Source organism: Streptomyces sp. NBC_00289, from assembly GCF_041435115.1.
In the GTDB taxonomy this organism is placed as follows: Bacteria; Actinomycetota; Actinomycetes; order Streptomycetales; family Streptomycetaceae; genus Streptomyces.
In genome coordinates, this window is sequence record NZ_CP108046.1 from 2,845,195 (window position 1) to 2,868,719 (window position 23,525).

Sequence of the window (23,525 nt, forward strand, 5' to 3'; positions counted from 1 at the left end):
GGGCTCCTGGAACGCGGTCAGTCCACTATGACCATCTCGCGCGTGGTGTCGTTGAGGCGTCGGCCACCGGTTGCGGTGACGGTGACGATGTCCTCGATGCGTACCCCGAAGCGGCCGGGCAGGTAGACGCCGGGCTCCACGGAGAAGCACATCCCGGGAACGAGGGGCTGCTCCTCGCCCTCGATCATGTACGGCGGCTCGTGCGTGGTGACACCGATGCCGTGGCCGGTGCGGTGGATGAAGTACTCGCCGTACCCGGCGTCGGCGATGACCGCGCGGGCGGCCCGGTCGACCTCCTGGCAGGCGACGCCCGGCCGTACGGCCGCGAAGCCCGCTTCCTGCGCCTCGCGCACCAGGTTGTGCACCCGGCGCTCCTCGTCGGTGGGTTCGCCGACGTGGACCGTGCGGGAGGTGTCGGAGCCGTAGCCGTCCTTGAGGCCGCCGAAGTCGAGGACGACCATGTCGCCGCGTTCGATGCGGCGGTCGCCCACCTCGTGGTGCGGGTTGGCGCCGTTCGGGCCGGAGGCGACGATGGTGAAGTCGACCTGGGAGTGTCCGAACCGGCGCAGCAGACCGGCGAGGTCGGCGGCGACGTCGGACTCCCGGCGCCCCCCGAAGGCGACGCCGCGGATCTCCTCGAACGTCGCGTCCGCGGCCGCGCCCGCGGCGGCCAGCAGGTCCAGTTCGGCCGGGTTCTTGACGGCGCGCAGCATCGGCAGCGCCTCGGTGAGGGAGGCGTAGGAGGTGGTGGGCAGGGCCTTCTGCAGTGCCAGCAGGTGCATGGCCCAGGCGTTGTCGCTGATGCCGAAGGATGCCTCTCGCCCGCCCGCGGGACCGCGCAGGAGGTCGGCGGTGGCCGCGTAGGGGTCCTTGCCGTCGGTCCAGTCGCGGAGGGTCAGGGCGGGGGCGCCGGTGGCCTTCGCGGCGTCCGGGGCCTCCAGGGCGGGGACGACGAGGACGGGGTCCCGCCCGGGTACCAAGACCAGCAGGGTGAGCCGTTCGGTGGTCGCGGTGGGGGCGTAGCCGGTGAGCCACACCAGGTCCGGCCCGGGTGCCACCAGGAGCCCGGCCAGCCCGGCCTCGGCGGCGGTCCGCGCGGCGCGCTCCATACGGGCCCGGTAGTCGTCGGCGGTGAAGGGCACGGGCGTGCTGACGGTCATCCGGGCCTCCCAGAGCGGGTGAAGGGCTACGGGCAGCATCCTGCCCGTAGGGAAGGGGCGGCGCGAGCCGGTTCGCCCCGCAACCTCTAACGGGACAGGATTGCCCAACCATTATTGCTAATGCTTAGATCGAACATATCCATTAAATGGGCACGTCAAGGGGAGGCGTACGACCATGCTCGTACTCGCGCACATCAGCGATCTGCATCTGGACGGAAGCACGCGGGCCACGGAGCGCGCGGAACGCGTGCGCGACCGGCTGTGGCGGTTGCCGGGACAGGTGGACGCCCTGCTGGTCACCGGGGACATCGCGGACCACGGCGCGGAGGCGGAGTACGACGAGGCCGCCCGCATCCTGGGCCTGCGGGGCGGTGACGCGCCCCCCTTCCCCGTGCTGACCTGCCCCGGCAACCACGACAGCCGGGCGCCTTACCGCAAGGCCCTGCTGGGCCGGCCCGCCGCCGAAGGGCCGGTCAACAGCGTGCGGGTCCTGGACGGCGGCGCGGTGCTGATGTGCGACTCCAGCATCCCCGGCAGCGACGAGGGCGCCCTGGACGACGAGACGTACGACTGGATCGAGGCGACGCTCGACGGCCTGGACGAGGACGTTTCGGCGCTGCTCGCCTTCCACCACCCACCGGCCGCCCTGCACCACCCCCTCCCCGACGCCTACCCGTTGCGGAGGCCCGACCGGCTGGCCGCGCTGCTGGAGAGCCGGCCCCGGATCGCCGGGCTCGTCACCGGTCACGCGCACACCGCCGCCGCCACGGTGTTCGCGGGCCGGCCGCTGGTCGTCGGCCCGGCTGTGACGTGGACGCTGCGGCTGCCCTGGGAGGGCGAGCAGGCCGCCGACCGGGACGCCCCGGTCGGACTGGCCTTCCACGTGCTCGACGACGCGGGGCGGCTCACCAGCCACTTCCGGGTGGTCACGTGACGACGCCGGGGGTGGCGGTCAGCTGCTGGTAGCCGCCGCTCCGCCGACGGACCGTGAGCGTGACCGCGGTCCCGGGACGCGCCCCGGCCACCGCCCGGGCCAGGTCGTCGGCGGAGTCGACACGGGTCCCGCCGAAGGTCAGGAGTACGTCCCCGCGGACCAGGCCGGCCGTGAAGCCCGGGCCCGGCACATGCACGCCGACCACCATGGCCCCCGGCTTTCCGGCGTCCACCGCCTCCACACCGAGGGTCACCCGCGCGGGGGCCGCGGAGGGAGTCGGAGTCGGAGCCGGGGCGGACGGGCCGGTACGGCCCGGGGGCGACGGGCGTACCGCCGCGTGCCCGGCGGCCTGCCGCTGCAGCTCCGCGAGCCTGCTCATGCCGATCACCGTGGCACCCACCGTTCCGAGCCCGACGCCGGACAGCACGAGCACGGCCGCCACGAAGAAGCCGAAGAGCAGGGTGGTGAGCCGACGGCCGCGCCGGCGTGCGGCGTGCGGGCGCCGGGCGGGGCCGGGCCGGGTGTCCCCGCCCGGCTCCTGACCGGGCATCGGCTTGGGACGCAACGCAGTCTGTTCCATCGATCGCCTCCGCCAGAAGCTCTACCCGGCGGACCGGCGCGCGACGAACCACGAACGAGTGAGACTGACGTGGGGTCAGGAACGGGAAGCCTTGGGCGTCGGGGGCGGCGGCTGCCGCGCGGGCGGCGGGAGCCGAGGGTTGCCGTCGGCCGCCGTGCGACGGACGCCCCGCGCACTCCTCCCGGGCGGGCGCCCACGCACTCCTCCGGTCCGACGCCCACGCACACCTCTCACCCGCCCGCACGACTCTCGACGAGCCCTCCGCGCGCGCCACCGGGGTGGGGGAACGTCGGGAGGGCTCGCCGAGGAGACGGCGCGACGGGTGGCGGAGGCGGGCCGGGTGCCTGGCGGACCGCTCGCGGCGAGGTCAGCCCACGGGCATCGCGGGCGCCCGGTCCGGCAGGAACCCGTGGGAGCGTCGGGCCAGGAACTCGGGTTTGTAGCGGTCGACCGCGCGGTGCCAGTTCAGGATGCCGGCCATCCAGTTCTGAAGGTCGGACACATAGCCCCGCATGATCTCGCGGGCCTCCTCGGACAGGCCGAAGTCCTCGTAGACGACGGGCAGTTCGTGTGTGGCGACGTGCTGGAACTGCTGCATGCGCTGGGTCATCAGGTCCTGGACGACGCCGAGGGCGCTCGGGTAGTCGATGCCGAAGAAGTTCTGTACGACGAGGATCGCGTTGTGGATCTCGCCCTCGTACTCGATCTCCTTCTGGTAGGAGAAGACGTCGTTGAGCAGGCACGCGTAGTCGACGGCGGCGTTCTCCAACGAGCGGACGGGTCCGCTGCGGTACACCTCCGGCGGGACGGCGGGGCCGTGGCCCATCCGGCACAGGCCCATGGTGAGGTCGGAGCCGAAGGTGGCGCGGCGCATCTCCAGGTAGTCGACCGGGTCGGGGATGCGGTTCTGGAGCTGGTTGGACAGCTCCCACACCCAGCTCTCGGTCATGACGTTCACCGCGTCCTTGAGGGTCCGGCGCTGGTCGGAGGTCATCGCGGCCGTCGTGCGCGCCCACAGGTCGATGAGTCCGCGCTCCATGGCGTTGAGGGGGACGAGGATCCCCTCGCCGTCGACGGGCATGCAGGCCGACAGGCGTTCCGTGGTGAGCCGGGCGGCGGCCAGGTCGCGTCGGTTGCCGTAGACGAGCGGGTAGTAGTCGTCGCCGTACGTCCCCCAGGCGAGCCACTGCGAGCTCAAGTCGAGCTCCTCGGCCGTCGCGTCGGGGTCGAGGCCCGCCGCGCACAGCGGGAGGTCGCAGGAGGCCAGTTTGTCCTCGTCCCAGACGCCCTCCTGGAGCATGCCCACGCCGTGCGTCCAGCCGGTGAGGCGGTGGCGGGCGCCGTCCAGGTGCGGGCTGAGCTCGACCTGGAACGGCATGTGGAAGTCGGGCAGCAGGGACGGACCGACCTTCTGGTACGGCACGTGCGTGTAGGCGCGCAGCCGCTCGGCGCCGGCCGAGGCGAGCAGCGCTCCGACGTCGGCGGCGGAGGTGCCGGGGCCCGTCAGGCCCTGCCACGGGGTGGTGGACCGCGCGCGGGCGTTCATGTAGCGGCTGGAGCGCATGTGCCATTCGTGACCGCCGGACTGCCAGTCCTGAAGCCCCTGCGCGTACGAGGCGACGGCGGCCACCTCCGCCGGGTTCAGGCCCTTCTCCAGGGCCAGTGCGGGGACTTCGGTGAGTGCGGTGTGCTCGAACTGGTGCAGGCGGGAGGTGAGGACGTCGTTGACGGTCTCGGCGGCCTCCTGGGTGGTGCAGCCGAAGAAGGTCTCCAGGACCAGCACGCCGTTGCTGAGCTCGCCCTCCTCCTCGACCTCCCGCTGGTAGGAGAACAGGTCGTTGCGCAGGTGCACGCCGTCGGAGAAGGTCTCCATCAGCACCCGCAGCGGCCGTGACCCGGCGACGGACACGGGCACCTCGGCGGTCGCGTATTCCACGAGCCCCGCCGACCAGGGGGCTCCGCCGACCTTGCGGCGCATCTCGATGTACTCGACGGGGTTGGCGATCCGCCCCTCGTTGATGTTGGACAGCTCCCACAGGGACTCGTTGAGCAGGTGTTCGGTGGCCACGGCGAAACGCCGGCGCCAGTCGGCGGACATCGACGGCACCGTACGCGCCCACAGGTCGGCGAGACCGGCCTCGACCGGGTTCTGCGGTTCGGGCACGGGAGTCGAGAGGTCCAGCGGCATGAACAGCGGCAGCCGGTCGAGGTAGGCCTTGCCGCCGGCACGGTCCTGGGTGCGTTTGAAGATCTCCAGGAAGTGGTCGTCGAAGAAGAAGACCCACACGTACCAGTCGGTGATCAGCGAGAGGGCGGGGCCGTCGCAGTCGGGGTGGGTGTAGGCGCAGAGCAGGCCGTAGTCGTGCGCGTCGAGGTCGGCCTGCTCCCAGACCCCGGAGCCTTCCAGCATGCCCATCCCGCGCGCCCACTCGGTGGAGTGGGCACGGGCTTCGTCGACATGCGGGTTCAGTCGCGCCACGTACGGCATGTAGAAGTGCGGGAGTTCGAAGGGCTGCTGCGTCATGGCCGGGCCCTACCCACGGCCCTCCGGGGACATCCGCGGGCCCGGACATGATCACACCATCGCGTGAATCGGCGGTGAAACGGCAGTGGTCGCGTGCGCGGGCGCGCTCAGCAGCCGGTCATCCCCGGACCTGGATCAGCGCGTGCGTCCCGCCGGTCCGCCAACGCTGTCCCTCGGCGGCGACCAGCGCGGCCTCCGTGCCCGCGTCGAGGCCGGTGATCACGTCGGACTTCAGGGTGCGCAGGGCGGCGACCGGCCCGGGGAAGGAGGCGGTGACGTCGGCGAACGGTGTGGTCGGGGGCCACAGCCGGTCGCCCACCAGACGGCGGTAGTTGAGGTCGCCCTTGACGATCGTCAGCGCGGCCGCCGCGAACTCCTCGCGCAGGTCGGCGGGCAGCTCGGCGAACGGCAGCGGCGCGGCGGCGAAGGGGTGGGCACGTACGGTGAGCCGGCCGTCGGCCATCGCGGACCAGAGCGTCCGCCCGTACGCGGCGGCCCTCCCGCCCGCTCCGGTCAGCCGGCGCAGCGCGTCGACGACGTCGGCGGTGGTGGCGTCGGAGACGTAGTACGGATACGGCTTGACGTGCAGGACGGCCCGCTCGACACGGCCCAGTTCGAGGAGACGGGCGACGAGGAGGAGGTCGGGGACGAGCTCGCGGCCGGCGTTGTCGGCGATCACACAGAGGGTGCCGGAGTTGGTGAGACGCGCCCACAGCGCCTCGCTGTCGTCGGCCACCAGTCCCCGCGCGGCCGAGGCCTCCTGCCGCGCGGAGAGACGGAAACCGAGGTCGGCGCGGTTGCCCCACAGCGAGCCGAGCAGCAGGGCCTGCAACTGTTCGTCGGCGGGCAGGTCGGCGAGGCCGTCCAGGGCGGCGAGTTCCTCGTCCGTCTCCGGGGCGTCGAGCTCGGCCTGCTTGAAGGGGTGGAAGGGGTCGATGCCCTGCCAGGGGCCGGGGCCGAAGTAGCCCACCGCGTCGAGGAGGCGGCGGTAGAAGTAGCTCTCGGACCAGAGCCAGGGGATGTCGAACCAGGACCGGCCGGTGTACTCGGGCAGTCCCCACCGCGTCCAGTGGGCGCCGTCGTGCGCGTCGGCGGGAAGGGGTTCGATCACGCCCTTGGTACAGCTGTCGAGCAGCGCGTCGAGGGCGCGGTGCTGCTCGGGACCGTACGGGAAGGCCTCGCGGACCTGCCGGATGATCGCGGGGTGCCGCTCGGCGAGGACACCGTGCGGGAACGAGCCGGGTTCGTCGCCGAGGATCACGGGGGCGGGCGGGGTGTCGGCCATGTGCGTCACCGTATCGCGCCGCTCACGCCGTTCTGATCTCTCCCTCGAGCTGGGTGGCGAGTGTCAGATAGCGGGCGCGCCGGTGCACCGGGACCAGGCCCCGGATCAGGATCTGCCACATCTCGGCCAGTCGGCGCGGCTGTCGCCGCACGGGTTCGACGGACCGACTCACCACCCGGGTGCCGACGAAGAAGCAGATCAGGGAGTGAGCGACGGCCTCGACATCGGTGTCCGGGTGGAGGTCGGACTCCTTGACCGCGCCGATGAGCCGGCGGGAGGCGATGTCGAGCCACTCGGTGAAGGGGTGCCGCAGCGGCGGACGTACCTCGACTCCGCCGGTGGCAAGCCGGAGACCGGCCCGTGGGATGGGGCCCTCGACGGACAGTCGCGCTATGCCGAAGGTGATGCGCATGAGGGCTTCCAGCGAGGAACAGCCCCTGGCGTCCATCTCGGTGGCCAGCCGGCGCGAGGTTTTGGCCTGGAGTTCCATGATGGCGTGGGCCAGGTCCTCCTTGGCCGCGAAGTGGAAGTACAGGGCGCCCTTGGTGACTTGGGCGTGATCGACGATGTCACTGAGACTGGTCGACTCGTAGCCGTGCCGGTCGAACAGGTCCGCGGCGGCCGTGATGATCGTCGCGCGGGTCTGCTCGGCGCGTAACTGCCTCGCCATCGGCTGAACACTCCTGGGACGGAACGGGACACTCCTGGCGGTGAAAAGAACGGGTCATGCCGTTTGTTTCTTACTCCCTGTGCATGATAGCTCACGGTGCGCCGGTACTGACCCGGCATTCGAAGACGGTCGACTCGCCCTGTATTCCGACCACTTGTATGTACTCGGTGCCCTCCTCCGTCGCCTGGATCCAGGTGGGGCGGTCGAGTTCGGCGTACTGACGGAAGACGGTGCGCAGCGCCACCGGCGGACGGGAGGCGAGGCCGCGCACCCGTGCCGCCTGGCGGGCCGCCTCCAGGAAGAGCATGCCGGGCACGTGGTCGAGGGGGTGGTCGAAGAAAACGGGATGGGTGGTATCGACGCGCAGCTGCCAGCGGTCGCGGCGGCGGGTCGGGGCCAGGACGACGTCCGCCGGCACGGCCCGGTCCACGGTGGCGGCCGGCAGTCCGGGCGGGACGGCCAGCGCGACGACGGAGTCCGGGGTACGGCCGCCGCGCAGCCGCCGGTAGACGTTCTCGCCGGTCCAGGAGACGTCGATGTGCCCGGTCGCGACGGTTTCGCCGCCCAGCCGGACGTCGGCGTCGTAGCGCATCGCGGCCGGGCGGCCGCCGCGCCGCCGGACCTCCGTGACGGTGATGCCGACCACGGGCTCGGCGGGCAGCGGACCGACGGCCAGCCGCTCGGGGCGCGTACCGACGCGCAGTTCGTGCAGCACGAACCGGTGGTCGAGGGGGACGCCGTACTCGGTGTGCGCGAGGAGCGCGCCGCACTGACGGACGGTCTCCGCGACCAACAGCGGGTCGTACGACGTCCGGTCGGCGGACACGTGCAACTGGTGCGCCCGCGGCCACTGGGCGGATACGGTGAACCGGTCCGCTCCGGTGGTGGTCCAGCCGGTGAGGAGGGTCTCCGCGACCGCCGCGCGATGCACGAACTGCCGGGGCACGGTGGCCGTCAGGGTCTCGGGCGAGCCGGTGGGAACGGCCGCCGGGGACGTGGTGGACGGAGGAGTCGTGGTCATGTCCGGTGGCGGCGGCGCCTGCTGGGCACCGGTCGGCTTCGGGGTCTCGGCAAGCTGCCGAACGTGAGGCATGTTCCTCCCTCGGAACCCCCCGAAAGCGATGACGGACGGCGACGTGGCCGCACCGGTGAGCGCTAGAGTACGAGGCGGACGGTTTGTTTTCAATGAGACCCGTGATGGCCGATTCGGCACATGGGAAGGGCTCTTATGGTGAGACAAGAGCGTGCCATCCGGACGCGCAAGGCGATCCTGGAGGCCGCGGGCGCGGTTTTCGACGAACACGGCTACGCCTCGACCACCATCGCGATGGTGCTTGAGCGGGCCGAGGTCACCAAAGGTGCCCTGTACTTCCACTTCCCGTCCAAGGAATCCCTCGCCCAGGCGGTACTTGACGAGCAGTTGCCCTTCGGGGCCGTGCCGCCGCACCCGTGCAGGCTGCAGGAGATCATCGACATCACGTTCGTGTTCGGGCGGCGGCTGCTGGACAACTCGCTGCTCCAGGGCAGCGTGCGGCTGACGGTGGACCAGTGCGCGCCGCCCGGCGTCGACCACACGGGCCCCTACCGGCAGTGGGCCGACCTTCTGGTGGAGATGATGGAACAGGCGCGAGAGCAGGGTGAGTTGCTGCCCACGGTGGAGCCCAGGGACACGGTGGAACTACTGGTGGGCGCGTTCGCCGGCATTCAGCAGATGTCACGGGCGCTGACCGGCCGGGACGACCTGGGGCACCGCATCTCGGTCCTGTGGTCCCACGTCCTGCCGAGTATCGCGGTGCCGGGCCTGCTGCTCGGCCTGGACAGCAAACCCGACCGGGGGTCGCGGGTCCTGGCCGCCGTCGAACTGTCCGGGTACTGAGCCGTGATCCTGCTGACCGGAGCGACCGGTACCGTCGGACGCCTGGTGACCCGGCGTCTGTCGGGCCTGGTACCGCTGCGGCTGCTGACCCGGGACCCGAAACGCGCCGCCGCCCTGGCCGGCCCCCAGGACGAGGTGAGCGGCGGGGACTTCGACGACCGGCCGAGCCTGGACCGGGCGCTGACCGGCGTACGGTCGGCCCTGCTGGTCACCGCGAACCCGCTGGCGCCCGCCCACGACGAGCGCTTCGTGGCGGCCGCCCGCGCGGCGGGCGTACGGCATGTGGTGAAGCTGTCGGCCCTCGCGGTCACCGATCCCGGGGCGAACGACCTGATCACCACCTGGCAGCGGCACAACGAGCAACTCCTGCGCGGCTCGGGCCTGTTGTGGACGCTGCTGCGCCCGCGCGCCTTCATGACCAACACCCTCGGCTGGGCCCCTTCGGTGCGGGAGGAAGGCGTGGTGCGGGCCCAGAACGGCACCGCGGCCAACGCGACCGTCGACCCGCGGGACATCGCCGAGGTGGCGGTGCGGGCGCTGCTGGACACGGACGCCCACGCGGGACGGGCACACGCGCTCACCGGGCCCGAGGCCATGAGCGCGGTGCGGCAGACGGAGATCCTCGGTGAGGTCCTGCACCGGCCGCTGCGGTTCGTCGAACTCACCGAGGACGAGGCCCGCCGCCGTCTGCTCACCCGGCTTCCCGGCCCGGTGGCCGACGCGCTCGTCGAGAGCGCCGGACGCGCGCGGGCGGGGGCGAAGGCCCGGGTGGATCCCACGACGGCGGAACTGCTGGGCCGGCCGGCGGGCGGCTACCGGGAGTGGGCGCGCGACCATCTGCCGGAGTTCCGGGGCTGAGGGACGCGGGGGGACGTTCACGGCGTCCGGCGTCGGCGTCCGCCGTCCGCGCTGAACGCGCCGGGCGGGTTTCCCGTACTGCAGGGGAGCAGCCCGTTCCGCGCCCGGCCGAGGAGACGTTCCGGATGTCCCGGATGACCGCACACCGCACCGCCCTGGTGGCCACCGCCCTCGCCCCGCTCCTGCTGTGGGCGGCGGGCCCGGCCCAGGCCCACGGCGCGCCGACGGACCCGGCCAGCCGGGTCTTCGCCTGCTCCCCCGACGGCGGCGCCCCGTCCCGTTCGGTATCGTGCCGGGCGGCCGTCGCCGCGAACGGGGCGCCCTTCACGGCCTGGGACAACCTGCGGGTCGCGAACGTGAACGGCCGGGACCGGCAGACAATTCCCGACGGAAAGCTGTGCAGTGGTGGGCTGCCCGCCTACAAGGGGCTCGACCTCGCCCGCTCCGACTGGCCGACGACGCGTCTGACGCCGGGCGGGACTCTGAACATGAAGTACGTCTCGACGATCGCGCACACCGGCACGTTCCGCCTCTACCTCACCAAGCCGGGCTACGACCCGACGAAGCCACTGACCTGGTCCGACCTGCCTCAGCAGCCGTTCGCGCAGGTGACGGACCCGGCGCTGACCGACGGCGCCTACCGCATCCGGGCGAAGCTGCCGGCCGACCGGACCGGCCACCATGTGCTGTACACGATCTGGCAGAACAGCAGCACGCCGGACACCTACTACTCGTGCTCCGACGTGGTGTTCCCGGCGGCCTCCGGCGCGGGCGGCGCGAGCTCCCCCACACCGGCCGCGTCCGCCTCCCGGGCGGGCGGCAAGGACCGTACGAGCGACAGCCCTTCGCCGACGGCCAAGAACCGGACGACTCCGACGAGGACCGAGCGGACGGCAGGTGCCGCGGCGACCCCGCCGACCGAGGACGCCACCGCACCCGGAAGCACGCCGGTCGCCGCCGACGCCGACCCGGCCTCGGACGGCCCCTCGGCCCCGCTGCTGGCGGGCGGCGCCACCGCGGTGCTGGTGCTCACCGGTGGCGCCGCCCTGGCCCTGCGTCTGCGACGACGGTAACCGCCCCTGCTACGGGGTCAGTTGACGTAGACCAGCTCGCCGTTGTCGGTCACCGGGGCGTACTTCGCGGTGAAGTAGCCGTTGGCGAAGCAGAGCGACGAGCCGGACGTCTTGGTGAAGTGCTGGCTGGTGAAGTTGATGCTGTTGTCGGTGTTGCTCGCCGTGCCGGTGAGGCTGGGAGCCTGGTAGACGCAGGTGATGCTGCCCAGCAGGGTGCGCAGCACGGCCGTGGTCTGGATGGTGGAGCCGCTCGCCGGGGTCACGGTGACGGTGCCGTCGGAGGCCACCGAGGTCGTGTACGGCACGTTGTTGACCGTGATGCTGGTGACGCCGAGTACGCCGATGACGTTGCTGGTGCAGCTGCCGCTGGCGAAGGTGTGCGCGCTGAGCGACTCGGTGGCCGTGCCGGGCGCGGCGGGGTTGTCGGTGGCGGTGGCGGTGAACTGCGAGGACGTGCACGAGAGGCCGCTGGTCCCGGTCGCGCTGGAGTAGAGCGTGGCCGCGGTGCCGGTCGCGAGCGGCGCGGTGAGGACGTCGCCGACCGCGACGGCCGTACCGCCGAGGCCGCCGGTGGTGAGGACCGCGACATCGTCCGCCGAGGCGGGGGCGATGGCGGGGAGGGTGAGTGCCGCGACAGCGCCGGTGAGGGCGAGGAGGGTTCGCGTACGCATGGGGGTGCCTCTTTCCTGGGGGTGGGGGTGCTGCGAGAAGTGGCGGACACCCGGGGTGTCCGCCGTTGCCGGCCCGTGGCGCCTTCTCCGTACGCGACGGACCGGCAACGACAGCCGGCCGGTGACCGGCCGAGGACCCGTGGGGGCGGGAGCTCGGCCGGGCCGGGCGGGGCGGGACGGCCCGGCACGGCCCAGGGGGGAAGCGGCCGTGCGGGTCCGTGGAGGGTTCGGCTCGGGCGAAGAGGTGCCCGTACCGGTGCGGCTCGGGCGAAGAGGTGCCCGTACTGGACGTGAAAGTCCGGGAAACGCGCGGACAGTGCCGCGCGGCGACGGATCCGGCGCCACGGATCCGGTGAAGGCCAGGGCAAGTTGTAGACCTGAGGGTCAGTCAGCGTCAATACGTCGGGAGGGAGTTGATACGCCGGCGCGCCTCCGACTCACCCCCGACACAAAGGCGAAGCACAACCGACACGTTTTTTCCACAACTCCCTTGACCCCCCGGTGTAACCCCCGGTAACTTCCAGGTCGGCTACTGCGGAGTACGTGAAAGCCCTTGCACCCGCCGGGAGTTGCGAGGAGACGTACTCCGACGTCGCTGTCCGCGCCAGGACAACGTGCCACTGAAGCCCAATCGCACTGAACTATGCCCATGGGAGCAGCACATGGCCTCGTCCTCGGACACCTCGTCCACCGCCCACACCCCCGAGAACCCGGAAAGCGGTTCCACCCCCGAAACCTCCGAGAAGACCGGGAGACGCGGGCAGGTCAGACTGCGGCGCGCCGCGGTGATGGCCGTGCCGGCCGCCGCGATCGCCGCCGCGCTCGCGATCTTCACCGCCGAAGGAGCGCTCGGTGTGCAGTTCGCGATCTCCGGAATGCCCTTCACGGTCACCGCGACCTCGCTGGACGGCACCGGCTTCGAACAGTTCGGCAACCTCGACAGCATGATCGAGGACAGCCCGAACCAGGGCGACACCGGCGGCCAGGTGCTGGTGGTGACCTCCGCGATCAAGGACGCGACGCTCGTCAAGCTGTGCCAGAGCGTCGACCTGGGCGGGATCAACCTGGTCATCCGCGCGGGCGCCGCCAAGGGCCACCCGGTCGTCGCGAGCGACCTGACCACCGACTCGACCCAGCTGTCGGGCAACGCGGAGTTCACCGAGATCGAGATCGGCAACGACGCCAGCACCCTGGACAGGGCCAACGCCAAGGGCAATCCTGGCGTCTTCAGCCAGCAGGCCAAGACCGTGCACATCGACGATCTCCGGCAGACCAACTACGCCACCACCGCGGGGATCTTCAAGCTGCCCGGCCTGAAGCTCGGCTTCAGCGACGAGGCCTGCTGATGGCGGACCTGCCAGGGCAGGGGGTACGGCCCGCCTTCCGGCGCTGGCGGGCCGGCCGCCCGTTCTGGGGCGGGCTGCTGCTCACCCTGGGCGGAGCGGAGATCCTGCTCACCGAGAAGGCGTCGCTCGACGTCATCCTGCACAGCAGCGCGCGGACCCTGTCCGGCTATCTCCTGCCGACGCTGATGGTGCTGCTGGGACTGCTCATCCTGTTCAACCCCACCCAGCGCCTCTTCTACTCGATCACCGCGATCCTGCTCTCCCTGGGCACCTGGCTCACCTCCAACCTCGGCGGCTTCTTCGTCGGGATCATCCTGGGAGCCGTCGGCAGCTGCCTGGCCTTCGGGTGGCTGCCGGACCAGGAGCCGCGCCGCGACCGTCGGCAGCGCAAGCGGGCGGCCCGGGCCGCGAGAGCGGCGGCCGCGAAGGGTTCCGAGGCCACGGCAGTCGACCTCACGAAGGACGCGGAGGTCGCCGAGGCACGTTCCTAGTGGTGCCGGCCGTTCACAGCGGCACCCGGCACTACCCAGCGGCCTCCGGCTCACTCCCCCGCGAGCCCACGGCCGCCCGGCGGACCCTCACACGCCGGGCAGCCTGCGGGGCTCGACGCGTTCCTCCACCGCCCTGTCACCTTCGCGGGTGACGACGTAGGCGCCCTTCCCCGGGACCTCGGTGACCGCCTCGACCAGTTCGGTGCCGCGGTAGACCAGACCGACCCCGTCATCGGTGCAGTACGTGACCGGGAGGGTCCCGTCCGCGACGAGCCGGTGGACCAGTGGACGGCGGCCCGCGTCGCTGTCGTAGTGCACGCCGTTGCCGTACGGCAGGAAGCCGAGCGCGTCGGTGAGCGGGCGCAGCCGCGGCCCGAAGGAGTCGGTGGTGCCGCCCCGGAACCAGCACAGGGAACCCGCGCTGACACCGCTGAGCACGACGCCGGACTCCCAGGCCCTGCGCATGACGCGGTCCAGTCCGTGCACCCGCCAGACGGCCAGCAGGTTCGCCACCGAGCCGCCCATCACCCAGACGACGTCCTGTTCGAGGACCGCGCCCTCGACGTCGTCGAAGTTCGGCATGGGGAAGAGATTGAGCGGCGTCAGGTCGAACCCGGCCACGCGCGCGGCCTCGGCCATGCGGGCCGCGAAGTGTTCGGCGTCGCCGATGGCCGTTCCCACGTACATGACGCGCGGCCGGCGGCCGTGGACGCCCGAGAGGTCGACCGCGTGGCGCACCAGGGCGTGGAACGACACCATGGTGCGTCCTCCGGTGCGGTGCCCTCCGGAGGTGGCGACGATGGTGGGTTCCGCGGCGGTCATGCGCATGATCCTAGTGCCGGGGCCCCCGTGAACCGGCCCGAGCCGGAACTCTGCCCAGGTCCACAGCCCTTTGTCGAAAAAACACCAGGTCATTACGGGAACTCGTCGGCCACGGGAACTCATCGGCCACCGGACGAGTTTCTACGGTGCTGTCGATGACAGATACAGGACGACTTATGCACGACTACGCACACCTGGAGCACACATGGCCCTGTGGGACCGCGTCAAGGAGTCCGCGTCGACGATGCAGACCCAGCTCATGGCGAAGAAGAACGACCTGAAGAGCGGCGCCTTCCGCGACGCGAGTATGGCGATGTGCGCGCTGGTCGCGGCGGCGGACGGCACCATCGACCCCGCCGAGCGACAGCGGGTCGCCCAGCTCATCGCCACCAACGAGGTGCTGCAGAACTTCGACGCCACCGACCTCCAGCGCCGCTTCGACGCGAACCTCGACAAGCTGACCGCCGACTTCGCCTTCGGCAAGGTGAGCGTGCTGCAGGAGGTCGCCAAGGCGAAGAAGAAGCCCGCCGAGGCGCGTGCCGTCATCCAGATCGGCATCGTCATCGGCGGCGCCGACGGCGACTTCGACAAGACCGAGCAGGCCGTGGTCCGCGAGGCCTGCTTCACCCTCGACCTGCCGCCGCACGAGTTCGACCTCTGAGACCGGCCGTGGTGCGGTTGCCGGACCGACGGGGTCCGGCACCCGACGGCCGGCCACGCCCGTGGGCCGGGGGACCCGCGAGACCCGCGAGACCCGCGAGACCCGCGACGCGGGCATCGCGGCGGACGGAACGGGGGCGCTAGCCGGGCCCGTCGGCCGTCGCGCCAGTCCAGCGCCCAGCGCCGGCGCACCGACAGCGCACCGCCTCGGGTGCCCCTCGGGTGCCGGAAGCCCACCGACCGCCCCAGGTGCCGCCCCGGGTGCCGGAAGCCCACCGACCGCCTCAGGTGCCGGAGGCCCACCGACAGCGCCGTCCCGGCCGGAATCCACCGCCCCGGGTGCCTGCGACGCGCCACTCCCGCTGCCGGCAGCCACCGCTCCACACACCGGCAGTCCATCGGCCCGGGTGCCGGATGCCCACCACCCCGGGTACTGCGGGCGCGCCGCCCCCCGCACACCGGCAACCTGCCGCCTCCGGGTACCGGCGAGCGCACCGCCCCGCACCCCCGTAGCGCACCGCACCGTCAACTCCACCGCCCCGCCCCCGGGATCCCGTCCGCGCGCGCACCGGCCCCCCACCGGCGGCTTCCGTCGTGCCGGAGATCATCACAATGCGGCAGCGACGTCTCACTCCAGGTGGCCGCTCACTTGACTACCAGCGGTCACACACGATTGGCTCCCAGCCATCGAGAGTCACCCGGTCGGCGCACAAGCTCGTGCGGTCCGGCCGTTGCCCCTCCCCGTTCCTCCGGCTCGGCCGCACAGCGAGGTGCCGCACCCTCATGAACACTCCTCCCCCACCTCACGCCTCCCCCGGCTTCGCGCGCCTCGTCGCCCTCGCGGCCGCCGCCTGCCTGCTGATGACGGGCTGCTCCCTCTCCGTCGGCTCGTCCGGCTCCGACGCCGACGCGGCGGGCAAGGCGGACACCAGCCGGATGAAGGTCGCTCTGGTCACCCACGGGGGACGCGGTGACGCGTTCTGGGACCTGGTGAGGAGGGGCGCCGAGGCGGCCGCCGCCAAGGACGGGGTCGATCTGACCTACGCCAACGACTCCGACCCGGCGGGCCAGGCCGAACTGGTGCGGGACGCGGTCCGCGACAAGGTCGACGGCATCGCGGTGACCCTGGCCAAGCCGGAGGCGATGAGGGCCGCGGTCTCCGGGGCCAGGACCGCGGGCATCCCCGTGGTCGGCATCAACTCCGGTATCGACGCCTGGCAGGCCGCGGGACTCCTGGAGTACTTCGGCCAGGACGAGAGCGTCGCCGGCCGCGCCGTCGGCGACAAGCTGGACGATCTCAAGGTCGGGCACGCCCTGTGTGTCATCCACGAGCGGGGCAACGTGGCCCTGGAAGCGCGCTGCGCCGGTGTGAAGAAGACGTTCAGCGGTCAGACGGAGATGCTCTACGTGGAGGGCACCGACACCGACGCGGTGAACACCGCCCTCACGGCGAAGTTGCGGCAGGACACGAGCATCGACGAAGTCGTCACGTTGGGCGCGCAGTTCGCGCTCACCGCCGTCGCCTCGGTGAAGGAGGCGGGCAGCAAGGCGCACGTCGCCACCTTCGACCTCAACAAGGACCTGGTGAAGGCGGTGCGGGACGGCACCGTGCAGTTCGCGGTGGACCAGCAGCCGTATCTGCAGGGCTACCTGGCCGTCGACGCGCTCTGGCTGTACCGGACCAACGGCAACATCAGCGGCGGCGGTGTGGCGCCCGTCCTCACCGGCCCCGCGTTCGTGACCAGGACCAACGTCGCCACGGTCGCGAAGCTCGCGGCCGCCGGAACGCGCTGACGCCGCATGCCGCACGCACCGGCGTCGTCAATGATTCGGTCACCTGTGGTACGTACGGCCACTTGTACGGATAACATCCTGCGCACCCCTTGTGCCGTACCCGACAGACGGTCGACCACCACCCGCCCGCCACACCCCGCTCCTCGCCGGCCCTCCCCCGCCCGCCGCTCCCCGCGCTAGGACGACGATGTCTCCACGGACAGGCGCCCGCCGCCGTATCGGCTCCATACGTCTCTCCCTGATCATGCTGGCCCTGGTCCCCAGCGTGACCCTCGCCGCCATGTGGGGTGTGACGACGACGCAGATGTTCTCGGAGGGACTGCGGCTGCGCCAGCAGACGGAGCTGAGCCGGGCGACCGGCGCCATGGGCACCGACGCGACGCTGGCGTTGCAGCGCGAACGCAGCCTGTCGGCCGCGTGGCTGGCCGCCTCGCCCCATGGCTCCCGGGCCGCGCTGGATGCCCAGCGCGGGAGGACGGACACCGCGGTCGCCAAGCTGGTCAGCCGCTCCGACGCGATCCAGCGGGCGCCCGACCGGGTCGCCGACCGGCTGTACTCGGTCCTCGGCTCGGTGGGCAGCCTGGAGTACTACCGGGGCCAGGTCGACGACCCCACCGACATCACCGCGGAACAGGCACTGGACCAGTACACGTCGATCATCGACGACCAGATCCACGCCTTCCAGGGGCTGTCCCAGGTCGACGACGGCGACCTCACCTCGCAGGCCGGTCCGCTGGTCGCCCTGGAGCACGCGGCGGAGCTGGTCTCCGAGGAGGACGCGCGGCTCACCCTGGCCTGGCCGTCCGGCCGCCTCGACGAGAAGACCTGGGCGCGGTTCACTCAGCTGGTCAACACCCGGCGCTGGCTCGTGCAGGACCAGATCCTCCCGCAGTTGCGCGGCGACGCGAAGGCGCAGACCGAGAGCATCCTGCAGAGCCCGCAGTGGCGGACGATCCAGGACATCGAGGACCAGGTGCTGGCGGCCCGGGCGGCCGGTGACACGAAGGCGGTCGTCCTGCCGGACCTGGGGCAGCGGTGGAACGCCGCGCTGGCGAAGGTCTCCGCGCAGTACACGGACCTGATCCAGGCCCAGACCTCGGGACTGCTGACGGACAGTGCCGACAAGGCCCACAACCTGCTCGTGACGTCCGGCTCCCTGAGTGCCGGCGGGCTGGCCGCCCTACTGCTGTGCGTGGGCATGTCCTGGCGGATCACCCGCTCCCTGTCCCGGCGGCTGCACGGACTGCGGATGGCGACCCTCAGCCTCGCCGAGGAGCGGCTGCCCGACGTGGTGGCCCGGCTGGACCGGGGCGAGAAGGTCGACGTCGACCTGGCCGCCCCACCGCTGGACTACGGCCGCGACGAACTCGGCCAGGTGGCCCAGGCGTTCAACACGGCGCAGCGTACGGCCGTGCACACGGCGGTCGAACTCGCCGACACCCGGCGCGGTTTCCAGAAGGTGATCCTCGGCATCGCCCGGCAGAGCCAGAACCTGGTCAATCTCCAGCTCACCAAGCTCGACGCGCTGGAACGCGAGCACCAGGACCCCGACGTCCTCAAGGGTCTGTACGAACTGGACTCGACGGCCAGCCAGTTGCGCCGCTACGAGGAGAACCTGGTCATCATCAGCGGCGAGCAGCCCCGCCGCAGCTGGACCGATCCGGTCGCGCTGATCGACATCCTGCGCAGTGCCGTGGGGGAGGTCGCCGAGTACCGGCGGGTGGAGGTGCACACCGGCGAGGAGCTGTATCTCGCTCCGCCGGCGGTGGCCGACGTGATCCATCTGCTGGCCGAACTCATCGACAACGCCACCGTGTACTCCCCGGCGCCCAGCCCCGTCGGGGTGCGGGCCGCGATGGTCGCCAAGGGCCTGGCCGTCGAGGTCGAGGACCGGGGTCTGGGGATGTCCCCGGAGGACTACGCCTCGCTCAACGCCCAGCTGGCCCAGCCGCCGCAGTTCGACGTGGTGGCGCTCGCCGACGACCTCCGGCTCGGCATGTTCGTGATCGCCCGGCTCGCGACCCGGCACGGCATCGACGTCACCCTGCGCCCCTCGCCGTACGGCGGAACCACCGCGATCGTGCTGCTTCCGCAGGACATCGTGGTGCGCGAGCTGCCCGAGGTGCCCGTCCCCGAGGCGGCGCCCGCCGAGCCTCCGCGTGAGGCCCGGCCGGTCGTGCCCGCGCGTACCTCCGACACCGCGGCGCCCGCACTCGCCGTCGCGGACGGCGGACCCGCGCCGCTCCCCCGCCGGGTGCCGCAGACCAGCCTGGCCGCCGAGCTGCGTGAGGAGGCCGCGCCGCCCGAAGAGGACGGCACACTGGAGGACTTCACCGCGGAGCGCGCCGCCTCCTCGCTCGCCGGGTTCCAGCGCGGCACGCTGCGGGCGCGTGACGACGACGCGCTGGAGCGGTACGACCTTGAGGAAGCCACCGCCCCGGAGGGCCGCGGCGCACCGGTCCCCGCCGACACCGCAGCCACCGCCGTCCCCTCGAATCCGCCCGCCGACCGCTCGTGAAGGACACCGCCATGACACCTCCCGCTCCCGCCACGCACTCCCAGCTCGACCAGTTGCTCACCGGACTCGTCGACCGGGTCGCCGACGTGAACCAGGCCGTCGTGCTCTCCGAGGACGGGTTGGTCGTCAGCAAGTCCACGGGGTTCCTGCGCGACGACGCCGAGCGGCTGGCGGCGACGGCGTCCGGCCTGATGAGCCTCAGCAAGGGCGTCAGCATGGACTTCCGGGGCGGCCCGGTGCGGCAGGCGCTCATCGAGATGGCGAACAGCTACCTGATCCTCACCTCCGCCGGGGCCGGCTCCCATCTCGTGGTGCTGACCGGGCCGGGCGCGGACGTCGGTGTGGTGGCGTACCAGATGAACATGCTGGTGAAGAAGATCGGCGAGCATCTCGCCGCGGCGCCGCGGGCGGGCATCGGCCCCGCGGCGGGTTCCGGCGCGTGAGGTGAGCGAAGGCGACACTTCGGGCCGACTGGTACGACCGTTCACCCTGACCGGTGGCCGGACCCGGCCCAGCCGCGCCGACTTCACTCTCATCGCGACGGTGACCGCGGTGGATCCGCCTCCGGAGTGGGCGGTCCGGCCGCAGCCCGAGCACGCGCGGATCCTTCGGTGGTGCGCGCGGCCTGTGGCCGTCGCGGAGCTCGCCGCCCATCTCGACCTGCCGGTCAGCGTGATCGTCATCCTGCTGTGCGACCTGCTGGAGGCGGGCCGGATCACCGTGAACCCGCCGCATCCCGTGCACCGCGACCCCGAACTGGACCTGAACCTGCTGCAGAAAGTGAGGGACGGCCTTGACCGGCTCTGACCTGACCGCCGAGGCGGTCGCGGCACCCGCCACGGTCAAGATCCTGATCGCCGGGGGATTCGGTGTCGGCAAGACCACCATGGTCGGGTCGGTCAGCGAGATCGCCCCGCTGCGGACCGAGGAATCGCTGACCGTGGCGGGCATGGGCGTCGACGACCTCGACGGCATCGAGGGGAAGCGGGCCACCACGGTGGCCCTGGACTTCGGCCGGATCACCATCGGTCAGGACCTCGTGCTGTACGTCTTCGGCACGCCGGGGCAGCAGCGGTTCTGGTTCATGTGGAACGACCTGGCGATCGGAGCCCTGGGGGCCGTGGTCCTCATCGACGTACGGCGGCCGGAGACCAGCTTCGCCGCGGTCGACTTCTTCGAGCGCCGGGGCATCCCGTTCGTGGTCGCCGTGAACGGCTTCTTCGGACGCCATCCCTACACTCCCGAGGAGATCCGCGACGCCCTGGCGCTGCCGGAGCACGTGCAGGTGCTGCTGTGCGACGCGCGGGAGCGCGGGTCCTGCCGTGACGTACTGATCGCGCTGGTCGACCAGTTGATCGTGGCCGCTGGCACGGCGGGCTCCGGCGGCGGCCACACGCGCCGGCCGGACTGAGCGGACTGCCGCCGGCCGGACGGCGAGGCGGCGGGCGGCCGGGCGGCGAGGCGGAGATCCACACAGGCGGCCGGGCGGCGAGGCGGCGGGCGGCAGGCGGCGGGGCGGCAGCGCGGCGAGGCGGAGATCCACACAGGCGGCGCACGGTAGGCGCCTGGGTGAACGGCGAGAACCGGCCAAGCCCGACCGGGCGATTGACCCCCACGCGACTCCTCCCTACCTTCTGACCGACTTCTCGAACTCCGTTCGACATATCGGCCACCCATTCCCCGCGCCTACCCCCACCCTCACGCGCCGCACTCCCCCGAGCGGCGCGTCACCCGCACCCGTTGGAGAGCACATGAGCGCAACACCGCAGCCCGGCCCGCACCCCGGCCCGCAGCCCTCGCGCCGCCTGTTCCTCGGCATGACCGCGACCGTGCCGCTGGCGCTGACGGGCGCGCTGGGCCTCGGCGCCACGACCGCCCACGCGGCCGACTCCGCCTATGTGATGGGGTACTTCACCGAGTCCCCGAACGGGCTCGGCGCCGACTACGGACTGCACCTGGCCGTCAGCACCGACGGTCTGCGGTGGATGCCGCTGAACCAGAACAACCCGGTGGTGACCCCGACCCTGGGCGCCAAGGGTCTGCGGGACCCCTTCGTCCTGCGCAAACAGGACGGCACGTTCGTGGTGCTGGCGACGGACCTCAACGGCACCGACTGGACGTACGACAGCGTGTACGTCCACGTGTGGGACTCGGCCGACCTACGCACCTTCACCGGCTACCGCCTGCTGAAGCTGCACGACATGACCGGCACCCACAGCTGGGCCCCGGAGGCCTTCTGGGACGCCTCGCGCGGCCGGTACGGCATCCTCTACTCGTCGGTGAACAGCAGCGGCCACAACGTGATCATGGTCAGCTACACCACCGACTTCCGTACGACGGCCGACCCACAGGTCTTCTTCGACCCGGGCTACGACGTCATCGACGGCGACCTGGCCGTCGGCGTGAACGGCGTCAACTACCTCTACTTCAAGAAGGACCAGACCCTGGTGGGCGCCAGGTCCAGCTCACTGGACCCGGGCAGCTTCACGGTCTTCGGCACACCCGCCGCGCACGGCGGCACCGAGGCCCCGACGCTGGTCAGGTCGGTCACGTCGGGCACCTGGTACCTGTGGGGGGACACCTACACGCCCAACGGCGTCTTCTACGCCTGGCAGAGCGGCGACCTCGCGTCCGGCACCTGGAGCGCGCTCGACCAGCGTCTCTACACCCAGCCGCTGAACTCCAAGCACTGCACCATCCAGCCGATCACCACGACCGAGTACTCCAACCTGGTCGCGAAGTGGGGCGCCCCGGCCTGGAACCGGCTGAAGTCCTACAACCACCCGTCCCGTTACGTCCGCCACTCGGCGTTCGCCGGCCGCATCGACGAGTATCCCTTCGACCCCTACACCGACTCGCAGTGGAAGCTCGTGCCGGGCCTCGCGGACTCCGCCGGCGTCTCCTTCCAGTCGGTCAACTACCCGACCCGCTACCTGCGGCACTACAGCTACAACCTGCGGCTGGACGACAACGACGGCACGTCCGCGTTCGCCGGGGACGCCACGTTCCACAGGACCGCCGGGCTGGCCGACGCGTCCTGGTCGTCGTTCCGCTCGCACAACTTCCCGACCCGCTACGTCAGGCACGTGAACTACGCCCTGCGCATCGATCCCGTCTCCACCGCCTCCGAGCAGCAGGACGCGACCTTCCACGTCGGCTACTGAGGCCGGCGGCACCAAACGGACGACGCGGGTGCCCCCGCTGTGAGGGGGCACCCGCGTCGTCCTTCAGCGTCTTCTCCCGAGGACGTCCGTGGACGTCAGGAGAGGCCGACCGACTTCAGCCAGGCCTTGGCGACGTCGAGCGGGTCCTTGTTGTCGATCTGCACCTGGGAGTCCAGGTCCAGCAGGGCCTTCGTGTCCAGCTTGGCCGAGACCGCGTTGAGCGCGGTGACGCCCTCCTGGGAGAGACCGCTCTTGTAGACCAGCGGCTGCACGTTCTCGAACCCGAAGAGGTTCTCCGGGTCCTGGAGGACGACGTGCTTCTCCTTGACAATGGTCGCGTCGGTGGTGAAGAGGTCCGCGGCCTGCACGGTGTTCTTCTTCAGCGCCGCCTGGGTCAGCGGGCCGCCCGCGTCCAGCGCCTTGAAGGACTTGAACTCCAGGCCGTAGACGTCCTTGAGACCCACCAGACCCTGCTGCCGGGTCTGGAACTCCGGCGAGGCGCCGATGGAGAGGTCCTTCGCGATGCTCTTGAGGTCCGCGATGCTGGACTCGGACGTCAGGTTGTACTTCTTCGCCGTGGCCGCGTTGACGGTCACGGAGTCCTTGTCCTGCGCGGACGCCGGCTCGAGCAGCGCGAGCTTGGAGTCGAGCTTGGCCTCGATGGCGGCCGTCGTGGCGGCGACCGTCTTCGGGGTGGCCTTGGCGTCGAGGTAGGCCAGCAGCGCGCCGTTGTACTCGGGCAGCACGGTGATGGAACCGTTCTTGAGCAGACCGTAGGTCGTCTCGCGGCTGCCGATGTTCGGCTTGTAGGTGACCTTCACGCCCTTGGCCTTCAGGGCCTCGCCGTAGATGTCGGCGATCAGGATGCTCTCGGCGAAGTTGTTCGAGCCGACGACGACGGTGTCACCGCTCGCCTTGTCGTTCGCGAGGGGGTCGTCGGAGTTGTCGTCGGAGGAGGAACATCCCGCCAGCAGGGCCGCCGTGGCGGCGAGCGCGAGGGCGGCCGCGCCGGGATGTCTCATGGACCTGCTGCGAGGACTGTTGGAAGTCACGATTCCCGTTCCGGGCTCGATGGATGAGGGCAAGCTCTTGTACTGAT

22 protein-coding genes are annotated in these 23,525 nt (G+C 71.5%); 13 read left to right on the plus strand and 9 right to left on the minus strand.

Features of this window, described 5'->3' with window-relative positions; genetic code table 11:
• Positions 1 to 17: 17 nt before the first annotated feature.
• A complete protein-coding gene (locus OG985_RS13200) occupies positions 18 to 1,160 on the minus strand; it encodes an aminopeptidase P family protein (RefSeq protein ID WP_371668503.1) in 1,143 nt (380 codons plus the stop codon).
• Positions 1,161 to 1,335: 175 nt separating this feature from the next.
• Between OG985_RS13200 and OG985_RS13205 the strand changes: the two genes are divergently transcribed.
• Positions 1,336 to 2,094, plus strand: coding sequence for a metallophosphoesterase (locus OG985_RS13205; RefSeq protein ID WP_371668504.1), 759 nt, complete (start codon positions 1,336 to 1,338; stop codon positions 2,092 to 2,094).
• Here the strand turns inward: OG985_RS13205 and OG985_RS13210 are convergent.
• From OG985_RS13210 to OG985_RS13230, 5 genes are all read right to left on the minus strand, one after another.
• The gene (locus OG985_RS13210) at positions 2,087 to 2,674 is read right to left on the minus strand and encodes a PDZ domain-containing protein (protein ID WP_371668505.1); all 588 of its coding nucleotides are present in this window, start codon (positions 2,672 to 2,674) and stop codon (positions 2,087 to 2,089) included. The two genes, OG985_RS13205 and OG985_RS13210, sit on opposite strands and share 8 nt — an antisense overlap.
• A gap of 367 nt (positions 2,675 to 3,041) precedes the next feature.
• Positions 3,042 to 5,198: a germacradienol/geosmin synthase Cyc2 gene (gene cyc2 / locus OG985_RS13215; RefSeq protein ID WP_371668506.1), complete on the minus strand. Its 2,157-nt coding sequence runs from the start codon at positions 5,196 to 5,198 to the stop codon at positions 3,042 to 3,044.
• 118 nt (positions 5,199 to 5,316) lie between these two features.
• Complete coding sequence (locus OG985_RS13220) at positions 5,317 to 6,483, minus strand: damage-control phosphatase ARMT1 family protein (protein WP_371668507.1); 1,167 nt, start codon at positions 6,481 to 6,483, stop codon at positions 5,317 to 5,319.
• A 22-nt stretch (positions 6,484 to 6,505) separates the two neighbouring features.
• The gene (locus OG985_RS13225) at positions 6,506 to 7,153 is read right to left on the minus strand and encodes a ScbR family autoregulator-binding transcription factor (RefSeq protein WP_371668508.1); all 648 of its coding nucleotides are present in this window, start codon (positions 7,151 to 7,153) and stop codon (positions 6,506 to 6,508) included.
• Positions 7,154 to 7,244: 91 nt separating this feature from the next.
• Complete coding sequence (locus OG985_RS13230) at positions 7,245 to 8,246, minus strand: ScbA/BarX family gamma-butyrolactone biosynthesis protein (protein WP_371668509.1); 1,002 nt, start codon at positions 8,244 to 8,246, stop codon at positions 7,245 to 7,247.
• A gap of 135 nt (positions 8,247 to 8,381) precedes the next feature.
• On the opposite strand from OG985_RS13230, the gene OG985_RS13235 reads away from it, so the two are divergent.
• The 3 genes from OG985_RS13235 to OG985_RS13245 all read left to right on the plus strand — a co-directional run bounded on the left by OG985_RS13235 (position 8,382) and on the right by OG985_RS13245 (position 10,960).
• Positions 8,382 to 9,029 carry a ScbR family autoregulator-binding transcription factor gene (locus tag OG985_RS13235; protein ID WP_371668510.1) on the plus strand — a complete coding sequence of 216 codons (648 nt, stop codon included), beginning with the start codon at positions 8,382 to 8,384 and terminating at the stop codon, positions 9,027 to 9,029.
• A 3-nt stretch (positions 9,030 to 9,032) separates the two neighbouring features.
• Positions 9,033 to 9,887, plus strand: coding sequence for an NAD(P)H-binding protein (locus tag OG985_RS13240; protein WP_371668511.1), 855 nt, complete (start codon positions 9,033 to 9,035; stop codon positions 9,885 to 9,887).
• Positions 9,888 to 10,012: 125 nt separating this feature from the next.
• Positions 10,013 to 10,960: a lytic polysaccharide monooxygenase gene (locus OG985_RS13245; RefSeq protein WP_371668512.1), complete on the plus strand. Its 948-nt coding sequence runs from the start codon at positions 10,013 to 10,015 to the stop codon at positions 10,958 to 10,960.
• A 17-nt stretch (positions 10,961 to 10,977) separates the two neighbouring features.
• Here the strand turns inward: OG985_RS13245 and OG985_RS13250 are convergent, their stop codons facing one another.
• Entirely contained in the window at positions 10,978 to 11,631 is a 654-nt protein-coding gene (locus OG985_RS13250) for a Tat pathway signal sequence domain protein (RefSeq protein WP_371668513.1), read from the minus strand.
• Positions 11,632 to 12,293: 662 nt separating this feature from the next.
• Between OG985_RS13250 and OG985_RS13255 the strand changes: the two genes are divergently transcribed.
• Positions 12,294 to 12,977 carry a DUF6230 family protein gene (locus tag OG985_RS13255; protein ID WP_371668514.1) on the plus strand — a complete coding sequence of 228 codons (684 nt, stop codon included), beginning with the start codon at positions 12,294 to 12,296 and terminating at the stop codon, positions 12,975 to 12,977.
• Positions 12,977 to 13,468: a DUF6114 domain-containing protein gene (locus OG985_RS13260; RefSeq protein WP_371668515.1), complete on the plus strand. Its 492-nt coding sequence runs from the start codon at positions 12,977 to 12,979 to the stop codon at positions 13,466 to 13,468. The genes OG985_RS13255 and OG985_RS13260 overlap by 1 nt, the downstream gene beginning before the upstream one ends.
• Before the next feature lie 87 nt (positions 13,469 to 13,555).
• Here the strand turns inward: OG985_RS13260 and OG985_RS13265 are convergent, their stop codons facing one another.
• Positions 13,556 to 14,290: a Type 1 glutamine amidotransferase-like domain-containing protein gene (locus OG985_RS13265; protein WP_371668516.1), complete on the minus strand. Its 735-nt coding sequence runs from the start codon at positions 14,288 to 14,290 to the stop codon at positions 13,556 to 13,558.
• A gap of 205 nt (positions 14,291 to 14,495) precedes the next feature.
• On the opposite strand from OG985_RS13265, the gene OG985_RS13270 reads away from it, so the two are divergent.
• The 7 genes from OG985_RS13270 (at position 14,496) to OG985_RS13300 (ending at position 22,426) form a co-directional block, all read left to right on the plus strand.
• Positions 14,496 to 14,951 carry a tellurite resistance TerB family protein gene (locus OG985_RS13270; protein WP_371668517.1) on the plus strand — a complete coding sequence of 152 codons (456 nt, stop codon included), beginning with the start codon at positions 14,496 to 14,498 and terminating at the stop codon, positions 14,949 to 14,951.
• 782 nt (positions 14,952 to 15,733) lie between these two features.
• On the plus strand, positions 15,734 to 16,744 hold the full coding sequence (locus OG985_RS13275; RefSeq protein ID WP_371668518.1) for a substrate-binding domain-containing protein: 1,011 nt from the start codon (positions 15,734 to 15,736) through the stop codon (positions 16,742 to 16,744).
• A gap of 187 nt (positions 16,745 to 16,931) precedes the next feature.
• Positions 16,932 to 19,262, plus strand: coding sequence for a nitrate- and nitrite sensing domain-containing protein (locus OG985_RS13280; RefSeq protein WP_371668519.1), 2,331 nt, complete (start codon positions 16,932 to 16,934; stop codon positions 19,260 to 19,262).
• 11 nt (positions 19,263 to 19,273) lie between these two features.
• Positions 19,274 to 19,705 (plus strand): roadblock/LC7 domain-containing protein, encoded by a 432-nt coding sequence (locus OG985_RS13285; protein ID WP_371668520.1) that lies wholly within the window; start codon positions 19,274 to 19,276, stop codon positions 19,703 to 19,705.
• A 1-nt stretch (position 19,706) separates the two neighbouring features.
• On the plus strand, positions 19,707 to 20,069 hold the full coding sequence (locus tag OG985_RS13290) for a DUF742 domain-containing protein (RefSeq protein ID WP_371668521.1): 363 nt from the start codon (positions 19,707 to 19,709) through the stop codon (positions 20,067 to 20,069).
• Positions 20,056 to 20,673 (plus strand): ATP/GTP-binding protein, encoded by a 618-nt coding sequence (locus OG985_RS13295; protein ID WP_371668522.1) that lies wholly within the window; start codon positions 20,056 to 20,058, stop codon positions 20,671 to 20,673. The genes OG985_RS13290 and OG985_RS13295 overlap by 14 nt, the downstream gene beginning before the upstream one ends.
• A 340-nt stretch (positions 20,674 to 21,013) precedes the next feature.
• Entirely contained in the window at positions 21,014 to 22,426 is a 1,413-nt protein-coding gene (locus tag OG985_RS13300; RefSeq protein WP_371668523.1) for a glycoside hydrolase family 43 protein, read from the plus strand.
• A 95-nt stretch (positions 22,427 to 22,521) separates the two neighbouring features.
• On the opposite strand, the gene OG985_RS13305 is transcribed toward OG985_RS13300, so the two are convergent.
• On the minus strand, positions 22,522 to 23,448 hold the full coding sequence (locus OG985_RS13305; protein ID WP_371668524.1) for an ABC transporter substrate-binding protein: 927 nt from the start codon (positions 23,446 to 23,448) through the stop codon (positions 22,522 to 22,524).
• Between the last annotated feature and the right edge of the window lie 77 nt (positions 23,449 to 23,525).